The organism is Pedobacter sp. WC2423 (assembly GCF_040822065.1).
Taxonomy (GTDB): domain Bacteria; phylum Bacteroidota; class Bacteroidia; order Sphingobacteriales; family Sphingobacteriaceae; genus Pedobacter.
In genome coordinates, this window is sequence record NZ_CP162005.1 from 2,040,834 (window position 1) to 2,055,335 (window position 14,502).

General features: G+C 36.1%; 21 protein-coding genes. 13 read left to right on the forward strand and 8 right to left on the reverse strand.

Annotated elements, in window-relative coordinates:
• Window positions 1–75 precede the first annotated feature (75 nt).
• The 3 genes from AB3G38_RS08080 to AB3G38_RS08090 all read right to left on the reverse strand — a co-directional run bounded on the left by AB3G38_RS08080 (window position 76) and on the right by AB3G38_RS08090 (window position 1,737).
• Window positions 76–402, reverse strand: a complete 327-nt coding sequence (locus AB3G38_RS08080; protein WP_367867984.1) for a SnoaL-like domain-containing protein — start codon at window positions 400–402, stop codon at window positions 76–78.
• 249 nt (window positions 403–651) lie between these two features.
• A complete protein-coding gene (locus tag AB3G38_RS08085) occupies window positions 652–1,215 on the reverse strand; it encodes a hypothetical protein (RefSeq protein ID WP_367867985.1) in 564 nt (187 codons plus the stop codon).
• Window positions 1,216–1,245: 30 nt separating this feature from the next.
• Window positions 1,246–1,737 carry a hypothetical protein gene (locus AB3G38_RS08090; protein WP_367867986.1) on the reverse strand — a complete coding sequence of 164 codons (492 nt, stop codon included), beginning with the start codon at window positions 1,735–1,737 and terminating at the stop codon, window positions 1,246–1,248.
• A 146-nt stretch (window positions 1,738–1,883) separates the two neighbouring features.
• Here AB3G38_RS08090 and AB3G38_RS08095 point away from each other — a divergent pair, with 146 nt between their 5' ends.
• Together AB3G38_RS08095 and AB3G38_RS08100 are read left to right on the forward strand one after the other, a co-directional pair.
• The gene (locus tag AB3G38_RS08095; RefSeq protein ID WP_367867987.1) at window positions 1,884–2,522 is read left to right on the forward strand and encodes a glycosyltransferase family 2 protein; all 639 of its coding nucleotides are present in this window, start codon (window positions 1,884–1,886) and stop codon (window positions 2,520–2,522) included.
• Window positions 2,523–2,537: 15 nt separating this feature from the next.
• Window positions 2,538–2,870 (forward strand): multidrug efflux SMR transporter, encoded by a 333-nt coding sequence (locus tag AB3G38_RS08100; RefSeq protein WP_367867988.1) that lies wholly within the window; start codon window positions 2,538–2,540, stop codon window positions 2,868–2,870.
• A 6-nt stretch (window positions 2,871–2,876) separates the two neighbouring features.
• Here AB3G38_RS08100 and AB3G38_RS08105 read toward each other — a convergent pair whose 3' ends face one another.
• Both AB3G38_RS08105 and AB3G38_RS08110 read right to left on the reverse strand, forming a co-directional pair.
• Entirely contained in the window at window positions 2,877–3,590 is a 714-nt protein-coding gene (locus AB3G38_RS08105) for a glycosyltransferase family 2 protein (RefSeq protein WP_367867989.1), read from the reverse strand.
• A gap of 306 nt (window positions 3,591–3,896) precedes the next feature.
• Entirely contained in the window at window positions 3,897–4,757 is an 861-nt protein-coding gene (locus AB3G38_RS08110) for a glycosyltransferase family 10 (protein WP_367867990.1), read from the reverse strand.
• A gap of 127 nt (window positions 4,758–4,884) precedes the next feature.
• Between AB3G38_RS08110 and AB3G38_RS08115 the strand changes: the two genes are divergently transcribed.
• Window positions 4,885–5,526: a glycosyltransferase family 2 protein gene (locus AB3G38_RS08115; protein WP_367867991.1), complete on the forward strand. Its 642-nt coding sequence runs from the start codon at window positions 4,885–4,887 to the stop codon at window positions 5,524–5,526.
• Entirely contained in the window at window positions 5,523–6,245 is a 723-nt protein-coding gene (locus AB3G38_RS08120) for a glycosyltransferase family 2 protein (protein WP_367867992.1), read from the forward strand. The genes AB3G38_RS08115 and AB3G38_RS08120 overlap by 4 nt, the downstream gene beginning before the upstream one ends.
• 19 nt (window positions 6,246–6,264) lie before the next feature.
• On the opposite strand, the gene AB3G38_RS08125 is transcribed toward AB3G38_RS08120, so the two are convergent.
• Window positions 6,265–6,975, reverse strand: coding sequence for a hypothetical protein (locus tag AB3G38_RS08125; protein ID WP_367867993.1), 711 nt, complete (start codon window positions 6,973–6,975; stop codon window positions 6,265–6,267).
• Between the two features lie 127 nt (window positions 6,976–7,102).
• On the opposite strand from AB3G38_RS08125, the gene AB3G38_RS08130 reads away from it, so the two are divergent.
• Window positions 7,103–7,756 (forward strand): glycosyltransferase family 2 protein, encoded by a 654-nt coding sequence (locus AB3G38_RS08130; protein ID WP_367867994.1) that lies wholly within the window; start codon window positions 7,103–7,105, stop codon window positions 7,754–7,756.
• Here the strand turns inward: AB3G38_RS08130 and AB3G38_RS08135 are convergent.
• On the reverse strand, window positions 7,751–8,473 hold the full coding sequence (locus AB3G38_RS08135; protein ID WP_367867995.1) for a glycosyltransferase family 2 protein: 723 nt from the start codon (window positions 8,471–8,473) through the stop codon (window positions 7,751–7,753). The genes AB3G38_RS08130 and AB3G38_RS08135 overlap by 6 nt on opposite strands.
• A gap of 129 nt (window positions 8,474–8,602) precedes the next feature.
• Here AB3G38_RS08135 and AB3G38_RS08140 point away from each other — a divergent pair, with 129 nt between their 5' ends.
• The 8 genes from AB3G38_RS08140 (at window position 8,603) to AB3G38_RS08175 (ending at window position 12,988) form a co-directional block, all read left to right on the forward strand.
• Window positions 8,603–8,860, forward strand: a complete 258-nt coding sequence (locus tag AB3G38_RS08140; RefSeq protein ID WP_367867996.1) for a hypothetical protein — start codon at window positions 8,603–8,605, stop codon at window positions 8,858–8,860.
• 20 nt (window positions 8,861–8,880) lie between these two features.
• The gene (locus tag AB3G38_RS08145) at window positions 8,881–9,576 is read left to right on the forward strand and encodes a glycosyltransferase family 2 protein (RefSeq protein ID WP_367867997.1); all 696 of its coding nucleotides are present in this window, start codon (window positions 8,881–8,883) and stop codon (window positions 9,574–9,576) included.
• A 31-nt stretch (window positions 9,577–9,607) separates the two neighbouring features.
• Window positions 9,608–10,273 (forward strand): glycosyltransferase family 2 protein, encoded by a 666-nt coding sequence (locus AB3G38_RS08150; protein ID WP_367867998.1) that lies wholly within the window; start codon window positions 9,608–9,610, stop codon window positions 10,271–10,273.
• Window positions 10,270–10,965, forward strand: a complete 696-nt coding sequence (locus AB3G38_RS08155; protein ID WP_367867999.1) for a glycosyltransferase family 2 protein — start codon at window positions 10,270–10,272, stop codon at window positions 10,963–10,965. The genes AB3G38_RS08150 and AB3G38_RS08155 overlap by 4 nt, the downstream gene beginning before the upstream one ends.
• Window positions 10,966–10,975: 10 nt before the next feature.
• Complete coding sequence (locus AB3G38_RS08160) at window positions 10,976–11,266, forward strand: hypothetical protein (protein ID WP_367868000.1); 291 nt, start codon at window positions 10,976–10,978, stop codon at window positions 11,264–11,266.
• Window positions 11,267–11,640: 374 nt separating this feature from the next.
• Window positions 11,641–11,895 carry a hypothetical protein gene (locus AB3G38_RS08165; protein ID WP_367868001.1) on the forward strand — a complete coding sequence of 85 codons (255 nt, stop codon included), beginning with the start codon at window positions 11,641–11,643 and terminating at the stop codon, window positions 11,893–11,895.
• Window positions 11,896–12,045: 150 nt separating this feature from the next.
• Entirely contained in the window at window positions 12,046–12,300 is a 255-nt protein-coding gene (locus AB3G38_RS08170) for a hypothetical protein (protein WP_367868002.1), read from the forward strand.
• 439 nt (window positions 12,301–12,739) lie between these two features.
• Entirely contained in the window at window positions 12,740–12,988 is a 249-nt protein-coding gene (locus tag AB3G38_RS08175; protein ID WP_367868003.1) for a hypothetical protein, read from the forward strand.
• A gap of 69 nt (window positions 12,989–13,057) precedes the next feature.
• Here AB3G38_RS08175 and AB3G38_RS08180 read toward each other — a convergent pair whose 3' ends face one another.
• On the reverse strand, window positions 13,058–14,500 hold the full coding sequence (locus AB3G38_RS08180; RefSeq protein ID WP_367868004.1) for a S8 family serine peptidase: 1,443 nt from the start codon (window positions 14,498–14,500) through the stop codon (window positions 13,058–13,060).
• Window positions 14,501–14,502: the final 2 nt, after the last annotated feature.

A 14,502-nucleotide genomic window follows, 5' to 3' on the forward strand; every position in this document is an offset into this window, starting at 1 on the left:
TTATTATTATAAATATTCACAAATGTACTTATATATTTTCATATACTATTAAAAAAACAAATAATATTTTTCTTATCACACTAAAACGGCCTTGGTATTATAGTTAAAAAAGCGTTCATAAACAATCTTACCCTCTTTTACTTCAAATACCCATGATTCATTTAAAATACTGGTGCCGATGTCTTTAAGGATTACATTCATCTTTAGTCTCAAGCAAAAATACTCTCCAACCACTAATAATTCAGAAATCTCTGTATCACTGTTTTGTTCCATTTTCCTGGAATACAAAAAACCCCGGGTCTGGTTAATAGTTTTGGCTGAATAGAGCGCTTTTATAGCATCATCATTTTTACCTTCACGCCATAACTGAATGAATTTATCTGCAACTTCCCGGGTGTTCATTATTGATTAATTTTGATAAATACCTGATTAAAAAAATGAAAGTACGAAAGAAATTCCAGTCATCAAACAAACACTTAAACAACAGACAAACAATCAGATAACAATTAAAAAACTAGTTCGATTTAGTTCTTTTAAATAATCGGTATAGCTTTTTGTAATATTTTTTGAAGTTATATTTTACACCTGTTTTTTTATGGCAATGGCGGTACTTATTGTATCTTCCGTAGTTTAATCTGTTGATATATCCCATTAATATAATCCTAAAGCTATTTCCACCTGATTGTCTTTAACCAAATTCAGATTGTTCAGTTGTTGCGCCATGTAAATACTGGTTAGCCTTCCTGTTCCTTCTACTGCTACATAAGGGCCGATCTTATCAACCGCTAAAAGGGTAATTCCCTGGAGCTTAACTTCTCTGTCTTTAAACGCGTTATAGATACCGGTAACCCTGGGATCAAGAAACGGCATTTCATTGATGTTTTTAGCGGCATCGGCAACCAGATAAGATCCATCTGTATTTCTTTCCCAGCCAGGTAGTTGCAGGGTATAAACCATATCAAGATCTGATTTATTAATTTCCAGTATTGCTTTATACCATTTGACATATAAGGAAATTGAATCTACCAGGCTTTGTTTGAATTCCAGTACTACATCTATCCCCTCCCGCTCCAGATAACGGTTGCCAGAAAAGAGCATTTTCATAGTCTCTTCCCGTCCCGATTCATAAAGTGGATTAAAGAATTCTGAATATACTTCTCCTATTGCCCATCTCCTGAGCACTTCATGCCGGTCAATTTTTTCTATTAATTTCATCTGATTGGATTAAATGTTGTTTTAGCCTGATTACCATGTAAAATCTACTTTCTCGAATAATTTAGGAGTTCCCATAGTATTGGGCAGTTCTACGACATTGATAAAGAAATTTGCTTCATTTATATATAAAGGCACTCTGAATATTGTCTGTTCTTCTGGCTCTGGCTCCTGACTCGCTGGCGTAATATCGAAAGTAATCCTGCCATAACTCAGCTCAAATAACTTCTGGTCTTTACCATAGCCTACTGATCTGCATTCCAAAGATTGAATACGCTCTGCAAGATCAGGAAGTATCCAGCGGACAGGATTAAAGTACAGCACATAAAACATATCTGGCAGATATAAAAACTGGCCTTTAAAAAAATTGCTCAGAGACTCTCCTTTTGCTAAATTTTTAGGCATAAAATACACATACTGGGGAATGGAAATTTCTTCGAAAGGATACATAATTACTCCTTCCATAGGTTTTAAAACGCGATTTTTAGTCTTTGCATAGGCTAAAAAAGATTTCATACTACTCATAAATGCTCTAAAATTTAGTGTTGAATTTCACGGTCAGTTCCAAGTTACAAAGAAATCGAAAGCGTATTCAGGCGATTGATTTTTTGGGACTTTTGACCCTGCAATGCGGGCCCAATCATTTTTAAATTGACATCAAATAGATTATTATGGAACAACCTCTAGTTAGCTGCATTATGCCAACTGCCAACAGGCATAAATACATCCCCTTTGCTGTAGATTATTTTTTACAGCAAGATTATCCGAACACTGAATTAGTTATTATTGATGATGGTAAAGAATCTATAGCGTCATTATTGCCAAAAACCCCAAACATCAGATATTTTTACAGTCCCCCGCTTGGGACGATTGGAATAAAACGCAATTATGCATGTCAAAAGGCAGAGGGTGAAATCATTGTACATTGGGATGATGATGACTGGTATGCTTATGACTGGATTAGTCAGCAGGTAAATTTTCTCCGGAGTTCAGGTGCGGATATCTGCGGCATCAGACATATCCATCATTATTCTGCAATTACGCAGGAATTCTGGCAGGGTGATGCAAATAACAGGAATAACCCCGGTTCAAAACCATTTCTTGCCGGAGCTACCATGGTATACTGGAAGTCTTTCTGGGAGAAAAATCCATTTAAAGATTTACAGAAGGGTGAAGACGAGGGTTTTGTACAGACTCCTGGAGCTAAGATATTTGCGCATGATTATATAGATGGGTTTATAGCTATGCTGCATCCTGATAATACTACAATTAAATCATTTGAAAAACGCAGCCATAAAAAAATCCGCTAATTAATTACCGTACTTATGAAAACATATATCTTTCTCTTTCTTGCCATTATTTCAGAAATTATAGCGACTACAGCTATAAAGGCATCAGAGGAGTTTACCAGACTGTGGCCTGCTGTTATAGTGATATTTGGTTATGCCTTAGCTTTTTATTTCCTAAGCCTGACTTTAAGAAAGATTGATCTCGGCATTGCTTATGCAGTCTGGTCAGGCGCAGGAATAATTATAGTAACGACAATAGGAGCCGTTTTTTATAAACAGAAACCTGATATGCCAGCCATTATTGGCATTGGATTAATTATAAGCGGCATAATTGTAATCAACATTTTTTCAAGAAACTCCGGACACTAACCGGAATTATACACAGGTCCATCCTGCCTTCTTTCTGTGATTCCACTTTTTTTCCAGGTAAAAAAATTCACTGGCAGCAATTGCTGCATTTGCTGCTTGCTGATCTAAAGTACAACTGTCCAGATGATCTACTATTGAAGAAGAAACCAATGCATGCCCTATTTTCAAAGCGGCTAAGGTATTGGCATAATCGTTATCGGCACACCAGAACTGATAGTTTTCATCCAGTTTCCCGGTAAGCCTGAAAACATCACGTTTTAGAAAAAGACACCATCCTGCAACTTCATATCTGCTGCGGTAGCCTGGATAAATCCCATTGTCCTCTTCAAATCCCATTTTTGGATGATGAAAAGAACAAAAGGGAGAGACACTGGAAAGGTCATAATATTTATGGAAGGCTTTTAATATTTCAGTAGCCCAGCCTGGATGAAAATGCAGATCGTTGTTGCAGAGACAAACGTATTTAGAAGAAGTCATCCCGATTCCAATATTCATGTACCGGTGATAGCCAAATGCTTCTTCAGGGTATATAGTAGTGGTATTTTTATATTGAAAAGGTTTCATTTCCTGCTGTGATTCCATGACCACTACATTGAATTTAATAGCTTCAGGATCTTCTGAGGCCATCAAAGAATTGATACAGTGCTGGGTGATCAGTTTCAGTTCTTCGTTTTGTGCGAAGCTTAAAATAATAATGTCAATTTCGGTCTTGCTTTTCATAGGTACCTGTATTTGTGATGACAAGTTACAAACAAAATCAGCAGGTTATCCGCAGTCTTGTATTTAGGGACATTTGACCCGGTTTATTGCTTTTTTTACAGTTATTATGGAACTTTTGACCCATTTAAATTAAGTGGTTGCTATCTATCTTCAGGTCAAAACAAAAGCTATGGCAAGATCTATCAAAATCATCTTATTTGTATTGCTGCTGGCAATAATCGTATACCTATGTGTGTTTTTGTATCAGGTGGGTACAAAACCAGAGCCTCATCAAAAAACAAATCCACCTTCGATATATGCGGGCTATCAGCCATATATAATTTCTTTCAATTTGGTGTATAAGTTGTATTTTTCAAAGTAAATGTCTTTGTTTATTCCAGCACCGGGTGCTGGATGGGCGATAATCTCTCTAATATCCTGAACGATATGAGCGCTGTCCAGATCTATCGTTCTATAATAACGCTGGTCATATACTTCGGAAAGGTTTGGCGCTCCATTATAGATAGGAGTAGTATTACACAAAACACAGTCTACAAATTTCTCTGTGATATAGTTTTTCTCATTGGAGTTCTCTATAGCTATAGAATATTCATAAGGTAATAAACCAGTGTGTTTGTATTTTAAATCACCTTTATATCTTGAATCCTGGATCGTCAGACCACGTCCATAAATATCAATATCCAGATCAGATTTTAGGATTTCAACCAATACTTCTATTCTTTTATGGTAATTGGCCTTATTAAAGTATAAGCCTGATACAATCATAGAAAGTTTTTTCTCTTTTTTAAGCTGTTCTGTCTGATCGTAAAAAGAGTGATGTACATGATCGTGGTAAAACATGAAAGCGGGAGATTCAATAATCTTCCCTCCCAGTTTAATATTATTTGTTTTTTCAAACAATTCCGGATCATGAACAATAATAAAATCACTGTTACTTAAATAGAACTTATTTTCATGTGCATCACTCCAGGAGGGCTCCTGGATTACAGTGATCACTTTAGCCCCGGGTTTAAGCGGGTCATTTGCTCTGTTAAACACAACAGCGTAATCGTAATCATCGGCTGTTGTAAAGGTTAACAGCTCATCGTCTACTTTATAATTTGCTTTGAACCTTGTCAGCAGGTTTTCAGAAACCTCATAGTCAGAAAAAAATTTAATCTTCATCATTTTATAATTTTGCTTATTCCTAAGGTAAAAATTAACGAGCTGAATCGCGCTGCAGACAGTATTATGGGACTTTTGGCCCTATCATCCCGCCTGAATCCTTTATAAATTGTCATTCAAAGACAGTATTATGAATTCACCATTGGTATCTTGTATTATGCCTACTGCAAACAGGGAAAAGTTCATTCCTTTTGCCATTGCATATTTTTTAAATCAGACTTATCGGAATAAGGAACTGATTATTGTGGATGATGGAAAAAAATCCATAGCACATTTAATTCCAAAACATCCCAGCATCAGGTATTATTATACAGACCCGATCGGAACAATCGGACTAAAGCGCAATTATGCTTGTGAACTTGCAAAAGGTGAACTGATCATGCACCTGGATGATGATGACTGGTATGCACATGACTGGCTTAGACAGCAGGTTAATTTTCTTATAGCTGCTGAGGCAGATATGTGCGGAATACAGGATCTCCACTATTATTCGGTGATCATGGATAAAATTTTCACGGTGATAAGACAATATGAAGGAATTCCTAACCCGATGAACTGGGTAGCTGGTGGAACGCTGGCTTATTGGAAATCATTCTGGAAGAAACATCCTTTTAAAGATTTACAGACAGGTGAAGATGATGATTTTATCCAGAATAATGGTGCCAAGCTGTTTATACACGATTATATTGATGGTTTTGTTGCCTTGTTACATCCGGATAATACTGTAATGAGAAGTTTTGAAAATCCTAAACATAAAAAGTTAAAGTCATGAAAATAAAAATATCGCATCCACTGATTTCCTGTATTTGTATTACACAGAACAGACCTGCGTTTCTGCTGAAAGCCATTGTAAGTTTTGATAGTCAGAATTATCCGAACAGAGAACTGGTGATCTCCTATCCTAAAAATGATCTGCAAACAAAAAAACTAATTGATAATGTTCTGGAGACGGTTGATCTGAGGATTGTCCGTATTGAACGCGAAGGAAATGAATCATTAGGAACTGCCAGAAACAATGCAATTGCTAATTGTAATGGTGATTTCATTTGTTTATGGGATGATGATGACTGGTACAATAGCAGCAGGCTATCGTATCAATACAATACCATGCGAACCAATGGACAATTCCGCGAAGCGAGTATCCTGACACGTGTGATGTTATTTGACTTTACAGCACAGCAAGGATACTATTCTTTCCCTTACCTGTGGTGTGGAAGTCTGCTCTGCAAAAAAGAGCATATTTTGAAGCATCCTTTTGCAGACACCAATGTTGCTGAAGATACCGAAATCATCAAATACCTGGAAGCGAAAAAACTAATGTACTATATTTCTGAGTATGCCTACCTCTATCTTTACGTATATCATGGAACTAATGCGCTTAACTATTTTCAGTTTTGTTATTATTTAAAGAAAAGTGAACGGGTAGATCAGGAAAGTACGGATTGGATGCGTAGTCTTCTGGATTCAAAAGTGGAGGTTTTACCCTCCTGATTCTGTATAGCCAGCTTTATCATTTCATCCGGGCTGCCCAGATGGGATAAGGCTGGCCCTCCCTGATGAAATCGAGGAAGTAGGTTTCATCGGGAATAATTTCTGACTGATAGGTTTTGCGCAACACACTGAATATACTCTGGTCATGCCGGTGGTCTATAAACTCTTTGTGCTGAATATCTTCATTTTTGTCATCAGTAAACAGCAATGGATTATGATATAAAGTATGATACCATTTATTAATGAGATTAATGGTATGCTGACATTTTCTTAAAAAAAGTATGCCGCCTACTAACTGATTAGAGTGGATCACTTCTTCAGTTGCCCCGAAATAGTCAAAGACTTCTTGCTTGGTATATTGTATTTCCTGATGAGGAAGTTCAAAACTGAGACAACCGGTTTCTGATTTAATAACCAAATCTATATATTCTTTAAAGCGCTTCTCACCGTTATGATTTATCATACAGCCTGCATCGCAATAGACCAGAATATCATTATCTGCAAGAGATTCTAATATACGTTTAATAAAATATGGCTTCCAGATCCAATACCCTGCCCCTCTGCGATAACTAAGGATATCCTGAAAACGTTTGGTAAATGCTGGTTCAAGATCTTCGGGGCTAAAGACCGTCACTTCATCAAAGAAACCTGATGCCTGGGCGGTTATTTTAAAGAAATCTCTTTGTGCGGCATATCTGCCATCTCCGTAACTGATTAAATGTATTTTCATAAAATTCTTCATTTTCAACAAGTTACAAAAAATAGAAAATCAAGTATAAGCATGATAATTTTGGGGACTTTTGACCCTGTTTGTGGTGCTTAAACGTGGCTAAATTAGGTCTATATAAATTAAGCATATGACAAACCAACCCTTAGTATCTTGTATTATGCCTACGGCAAACAGGCAAAAATATATTCCTCTTGCTTTAAAACATTTTTTCAGCCAGGATTATATCAATTCAGAACTCATTATTATTGATGATGGCAAAGAATCTATAGCTTCTTTACTTCCTGAAGATCCACGAATCAAATACTTCTATACCAAATCTATAGGGAGTATTGGGGCAAAAAGAAATTTAGCTTGTGAAAAAGCACAGGGAGAAATTATCATGCATTGGGATGATGATGATTTTTATGCTCCTGATTGGATTAGTAAACAGTATCACTATCTGATTTCATCAGGAGCCGATATCTGCGGGATAGAACATATTCACTTTTTTTCACCTGTGACGGACACTTTATGGCTGGGAACTGCCATGAACCGGAATAATCCTTCTATTCCAAATCAATGGCTAAGCGGTGCCACTTTAGCTTACAGAAAATCTTTCTGGGCCGGCAATCCATTTAAGGATTTGCAAACGGGTGAAGACGATAATTTTATTGCTAAGCCAGGAGCTGTAGTTTTTGCACATGATTATATTGATGGGTTTGTTGCTGTTTTGCATCCGGGTAATACCACTGTCAAGTATTTTGAAAATCCTAAACATAAAGTATTGCAGACTGGGTTATAATAAAACCCAGTCTTGCCCTGTCCTGTATTTCCACTTTTTGTCAAAATAAATAGTTTCCTTTTCGGTGAGTTCATCCTGTCTTTCCGGAGTCTGATTATTCAATGTTTTGTTTTCCAGATGATCTACAAAAGAAGAAGTCACTAACATATGATTTAGCTTTAATACCCAAAGCGTATTAGAGTAATCATTGTCTGCGCACCAGAATTTATAATTCCTGTCTGGTTTTCCGGTCAGCAGTAATACATCACGTTTAAGAAAAAGGCACCAGCCCGCCACTTCATTTCTGATCCTGTAACCCAATTTGGGACCATCATTCTTTTTAAATCCCATTTTTGGATGATGTAAAGTGCAAAATGGTGAAGCACTGGAAAGATCTATAAACTGGTCAAAAGATTTAAGAATTTCTGTAGCCCATCGGGGATGAAATATTAAATCATTGTTGCAAAGACAGATATAAGGAGCTGAGGTCATTTCAATTCCAATATTCATATACTGGTGATAACCAAATTCCTGGTCCGGATAAACGGTTTGTGTATGTTCATACTGAAAGGGTTTAATTGTTTTTTCTGATTCAATCACAATTATATTGAATTTAATTTCCTCCGGATTTTCAGACTGTACCAGGGAATTCACACAATTAGCTGTAACTATTTTTAACTCCTCTGTTTGTGCATAGCTCAGAATAATAATATCAATTTCTATCTTTTCTTTCATCATTTAAATCATTTCACACAAGTTACAAAGAATTCAAAATGAGGAGTAATTGATTAAACTTTTGGGACATTTGGCCCTATTACCGCCATTGTGATTCATGTAATTTTAGCCTTAACATTAAAAATATTCATTATGGCTAGATCATGGTACGCTTTTATTCCGGGAGGAGATCCCACCGACATCGAGAGATATTGGAAAGCAACAATTAAACATTCATGTTTATGTGGAGACCGTATTTGTGCAGTGTATGCAACAGGAGAAGAAATTAATCCGGACCCACCTTTTTCTCCAAATATGCTAAAATACATTAAGGATGCCCTTATAACTGGTCAATTGCAACCGCAATTTCCTATAGGGAGTCAAAAATATGTTTACCTCAAACATTATTAATCTCATTAAATTTTTGTCTTATGAGTCAATCCTATCCTTTAATTTCCTGTATATGCATTACGAATAACAGGCCCAAACAACTTGAAAAAGCTATTGCCTGTTTTGCAACACAAAATTACCCTAATAAAGAGCTGGTGATTTCTTATCCGAAGAATGATCTGCTTAGCAAGCAGGTAGTTGAAAATATCCGAAAAGATGAAACCTTAAAGATAATGCTGGTGGAACGTCCTGCGGATGAATCTTTAGGCAACGCCAGAAATCATTTAATTGCCAAATGTCTGGGAGATTATGTCTGCATATGGGATGATGATGATTGGTACCATCCCAGCAGAATAACTTACCAGTTCAATAGTATGCAAATTGTTGGACAGCGTTATGAGGCCAGTGTATTGTCAAGAATTTTCCTTTACGATGCAACGACAAAGAAGGTTTATTATTCATTTCCTTATACCTGGGATGGGACAATATTGTGCAGAAAAGAAATGTTATTACAAAACCAGTATGCAAATGCCAATCGCGCAGAAGACACACATGTAATTACATTCTTATCCGGCAGGAAACTTTTGTACCGGATTGAAGATGCTCCATTTTTATATATCTATATCTATCATGGAACGAATACCTGGGACTATAAACATTTTGAACATTTTATGAATAAGAGTGAGCTGCTGGATCAGGAACTGACAGACAGCATACTCAAGTTGATAGATAATTGATTAATCCAAGCTTAATTTTAAAAACAATTTTATGATAAATCCACCTCTTGTATCCTGTATTATGCCTACAGCGAACAGGCAAAAATTTATTCCTTTTGCCATAGCTTATTTTTTAAAACAAGATTATCCGAACGCTGAGCTCATTATTGTAGATGATGGTACGAATTCAATTGCTTCGCTAATACCTGACCATCCGAAAATCAAATATTTCTATACTGAACCTTTGGGAACTATTGGAATTAAACGGAATTATGCTTGTGAAAAAGCACAGGGAGAAATTATCATGCATTGGGACGATGATGACTTTTACGCTCCTGAATGGATCAGCAAGCTTACAAATGCGCTGTTAACTTCAGGAGCAGATATAGCAGGCCTGAACCGCGTGATTTTTTATTCTCCTTCTGTAGACAAACGCTGGATGTATGAGGATAGTGAAATGGATAGACCGTGGTTGTGTGGCGCAACCATGACTTATAGAAAATCATTTTGGCAACAGCATCCTTTTATTGATCTTCAGGTTGGGGAAGATTATGATTTTGTATGGAATTCAGGAGCCAAAACTTTCGCATTGGATTATATGGAAGGTTTTGTAGCAATTTTACATGCACACAATACAAGCATTAAACCTGTTGAAAATCCAAAGCATAAAAAACATGCAACCGGCTGGGATGCACCAGATGAAATGACAGAATCATGAGCACTCCTTACGTATCCTGTATCATGCCTACGGCAAACCGTCCTAATTTTGCTTTGCTGGCTATTGAGCATTTTCTAAACCAGGATTTTAGAGATGCAGAACTGATTATTATAGATGATGGAAAAAAATCAATCAGATCTTTATTACCGGGCCATCACCGTATTAAATACTTTTATACTGACCCTTTGGGCAGCGTAGGCGTAAAAAGGAATTTTGCCTGCGAAAAAGCACATGGAGAAATTATTATGCATTGGGATGATGATGACTGGTATGCGCATGACTGGATCAGCAGATCCATTAAATCCTTAAACGAGTCTAAAGCAGATATAACCGGTTTAAGCCAGATCACTTTTTTTTCTCCGAGAGCAGGTAAATTCTGGCAATATGATGGGAATGCATTGGAGCATCCATGGCTGGCAGGGGCAACAATGACTTATAGAAAATCTTTTTGGTTAACCCACCCATTCAGGGACTTGCAGATTGGAGAAGATTATGATTATTCCTGGAACACAGGAGCTGAGCTTTATGCTCATAATTATACTGACGGCTTTATTGCCACAGTGCATAATTCGAATACAACATTAAAGCCTTTTGAAGATCCAAGACATAAAAGAGAATATGCCAGCAATTGGATGGATGTACATTTTGAGGGGAAAACCGAAAACCCTAAACAGAGTAGGTATTATCATTAAAATTTATTCTATGCCCTGGTATCAATTTATTAACAATGAACTGGATATTTGTGATCCAGATAGCTATGTTGTATTAGACAAAGCACCGGAAACAGCAGACGGACCTTATTTATCAGCCATTTTTGCAGATGAGATTCCTGATGATCCTGAGCGCAGACCTGATATTGAGGGAACTCCCGGGCTGCTGATCTATATTATTCGTGCGCTGGCCAGAGGAAAGGGCCAGCCGGCTTCTAACTTTCCTCCTGTTCCTTTAGAGGTCAGAATGTCTGCGGTACCTGCAGGTGGCACTCCGGGATAAAATATTATTTATCAAATAATATAGGTTAATGACTAAGATAAGACCCTTTTTTACATAGGGTCTTTTTTTTGACTAAAAAAATTGAAGATAATAATTATGGGGACTCCTGACCCTAGCAAAGCGGAGGAGGTCTTTGTAAATTAGTACTATGAAATCATTAACAAAAACTAATGGTCTTATCATCCGGAAGATAAGGTTTGTATAAAATAGATTCAGGGAAAAGTCAACTGTCTGCAGCAGTGAAGCAGCTGAATAAATTCTATACAATATAGTTATTAATGATCAATCATGGGGGAAGCCGAAAACCTTGAAAAGAGTAGGCATTTAAATAAAGTTTTTTGATCTCTTTTTGATAAATAAAAGAATCATTTATTATGGCAAGATTTTGGTATTCATATAATGGAATTGGTGATCCTATTTTACCTACAAGTTACAATCAAGCATTGGTTAAACCAACTTGTATAACTGGGCCTGTTGTTTGTGCAATTTATTCACCTGGTGCCTTTAATCCGACTTCACCATTGTCGTCTCGTTTAAGAACATATATTGCTAATATCCAATTAGCACTGATTCCTCAACCTGATTCAAACTTGGCTTCTAAAAAGTACGTTTACGGTAGAACTGCTTAATTCAATTATTTTTAATAATTCAGGAGCCCGCATGGGCTCCTGAATTATTAAAATATAACACCTATAATGGGAAAGCCGAAAACCCTGGAAAAAGTAGGCATTTAATAAAGTTTTTTGATCTCTTTTTGATAAATAAAAGAATCATCTCGCATGGCAAGATTTTGGTATTCATACAACGGGATTGGTGATCCGCTTTTACCTACAAGTTATAATCAAATGACACTTAAACCAGGTTGTATTAACGGAGCTAGAGTTTGTGCGATTTATTCACCTGGTTTCTTTAATCCTACAGCACCATTGTCGTCTCGTTTAAGAACTTATATTGCAAATATTCAGTTAGCATTAATTCCTCAACCTGACTCAAGCCTGGGTGTGAAGAAATATGTTTATGGTAGAGTGTGTTAATTTCAAAACTGTAGCAATCAATCATGGGGAAGCCGAAAACCCTGAAAAGAGTAGGCATTTAAATAAATTTTTTTGATCTCTTTTTTATAAACAAAAGAATCATCTCTTATGGCAAGATTTTGGTATTCATATAATGGAATTGGCGATCCGATTTTACCTACAAGTTATACTCAGGCATTGGTTAAACCAACTTGCACTAACGGACCTAGAATTTGTGCAATTTATGCACCTGGTGCCTTTAATCCCACTCAACCATTGTCTGCTCGTTTAAGATCATATATTGCTAATTTTTCAGGAACATTATTAGCACAGCCCGACTCATCATTAAGTGTTAAAAAATATGTTTACGGTAGGTCCTGTTAACTATAAAATTTAATCAAGAAAACCCTTAATGAATAGATATACTAATTAAATTATATTTTCATAAAAGTTAGTTAATATGGCAAGATTTTGGTATGCATACATTGGTGGAGATATATTTTCACCAACAAGTTACGCTCTAGCAATCATTAAACCAAGTTGTATTAGTGGTTGTAAGATTTGTGCAATTTATTCACCTGGTGCATTTAATCCAACAGCACCGTTATCTTCTCGTTTAAGAAGTTATATGGTTAGATTATTAATGTCATCTATCGCTCAACCTGATGATCCTGGATTTAAAATATACTTATATGGTAAAAATTGTTAATCATGTTTATATCTGATTATTAACACTAAATAAAAAACATTCTTGTTATTTCTAATCAGATATAAACTATTAATTAAGGTTAATAACACTAAAAGCACTAAAAGTATTTATTATCCCCCCAGAAATACATTTATCCTTTAATGCTGCTGAGATTAAAACTGATTTCATTATTATATTTTTCACTTGGGCTGCTGTTAATTTTGGATAATATGCCCGGATTAATCCGGCTAACCCTGAAACCATTGGAGTAGCCATACTTGTACCTGTATCCTCCAGATAAGCCGACCTCGGTATAGTAGAAGTGATATCAACACCAGGAGCATAAACATCAACACTTTTTTTACCAAAATTAGAAAAAGGAGCAGCTAACTTTTCATTATTTCTCCAATCAGAAGCACCTACCTCTAACCAGCATTCAGCTATGGCCTGACCTTCCTTTGTATTTCGATCTGGATAAATAGACATTTGATCGAGATCCACTCCTTCGTTACCAGCCCCATGTACAATCAAAATATCTTTACTAATTGCATATTTTATGGCTTCATTAACCTCAACACTTTTTTTAGCCCAGGGCTGACCAAAACTCATATTTATGATTTTAGCACCATTGTCGGTTGCATAACGAATGGCAGTGGCAATACCTTTTGTTTTTTTATCTGCATCAGAATTATCAAATTGGTTAACAACCATCAAAGTTGATTCCTTCTGGATAGGATTGATGCCAGGAATAGCTTTGAGTACCATGATTTTTACATGATCAGCTACTCCTTTAATACCAATATTATTAGTACGTACCGCAGCAATAATACCTGAAACATGCGTACCATGATAAGCTGATGCCCCCCCTGTCAATAGGTCATAATCTTTCTTTTCATAATAAGCCAGCTGCATCTTATAATAGTTTATTGCTCTTTGCAGGTTAATCTTTTTATAAATCAAAAAATCAGGATAACTTTTTAAACCAGAGACTATATTCATCTGCATTTTAAACTCTCGTTCATTATTAGGAACATAATTTTTAAAATCATCGATAGCAGGTACAGCTTTACCTATCTTTTGTATAATCTGATCCAATATTTTCTGTTCTCCTATTACAATTTTCAATTTATTGTCTGTTGAAAGTAGTTCGGCTTTCTCATTTTCTTTAATAATATTGCTACGAAAGTCCCAACCATGTATATCGTCGATAAAACCATTTTGATCATCATCTTTCCCATTACCAGGTATCTCTTTAGGATTCGTCCAGATAATTGATTTTAGATCTTCATGATTGATATCTACTCCTCCATCAATTACAGCAATGATAACAGAAATAGCTTTTTTGTCTTTTAACAATTCCAGGTAAGCTTTTTCTGTACTAATCCCAAATACACTATCAGCTTTCAGATCCAGATTTTGCCAATTATCCTTAGGCCTTTCGCGAGTTTGGGCAACTACAAAATTACTTGATAATACTATATATATAATCAATCTCAGCATACTGAGACATTTAATACAAATCTTTTCTGTCATCT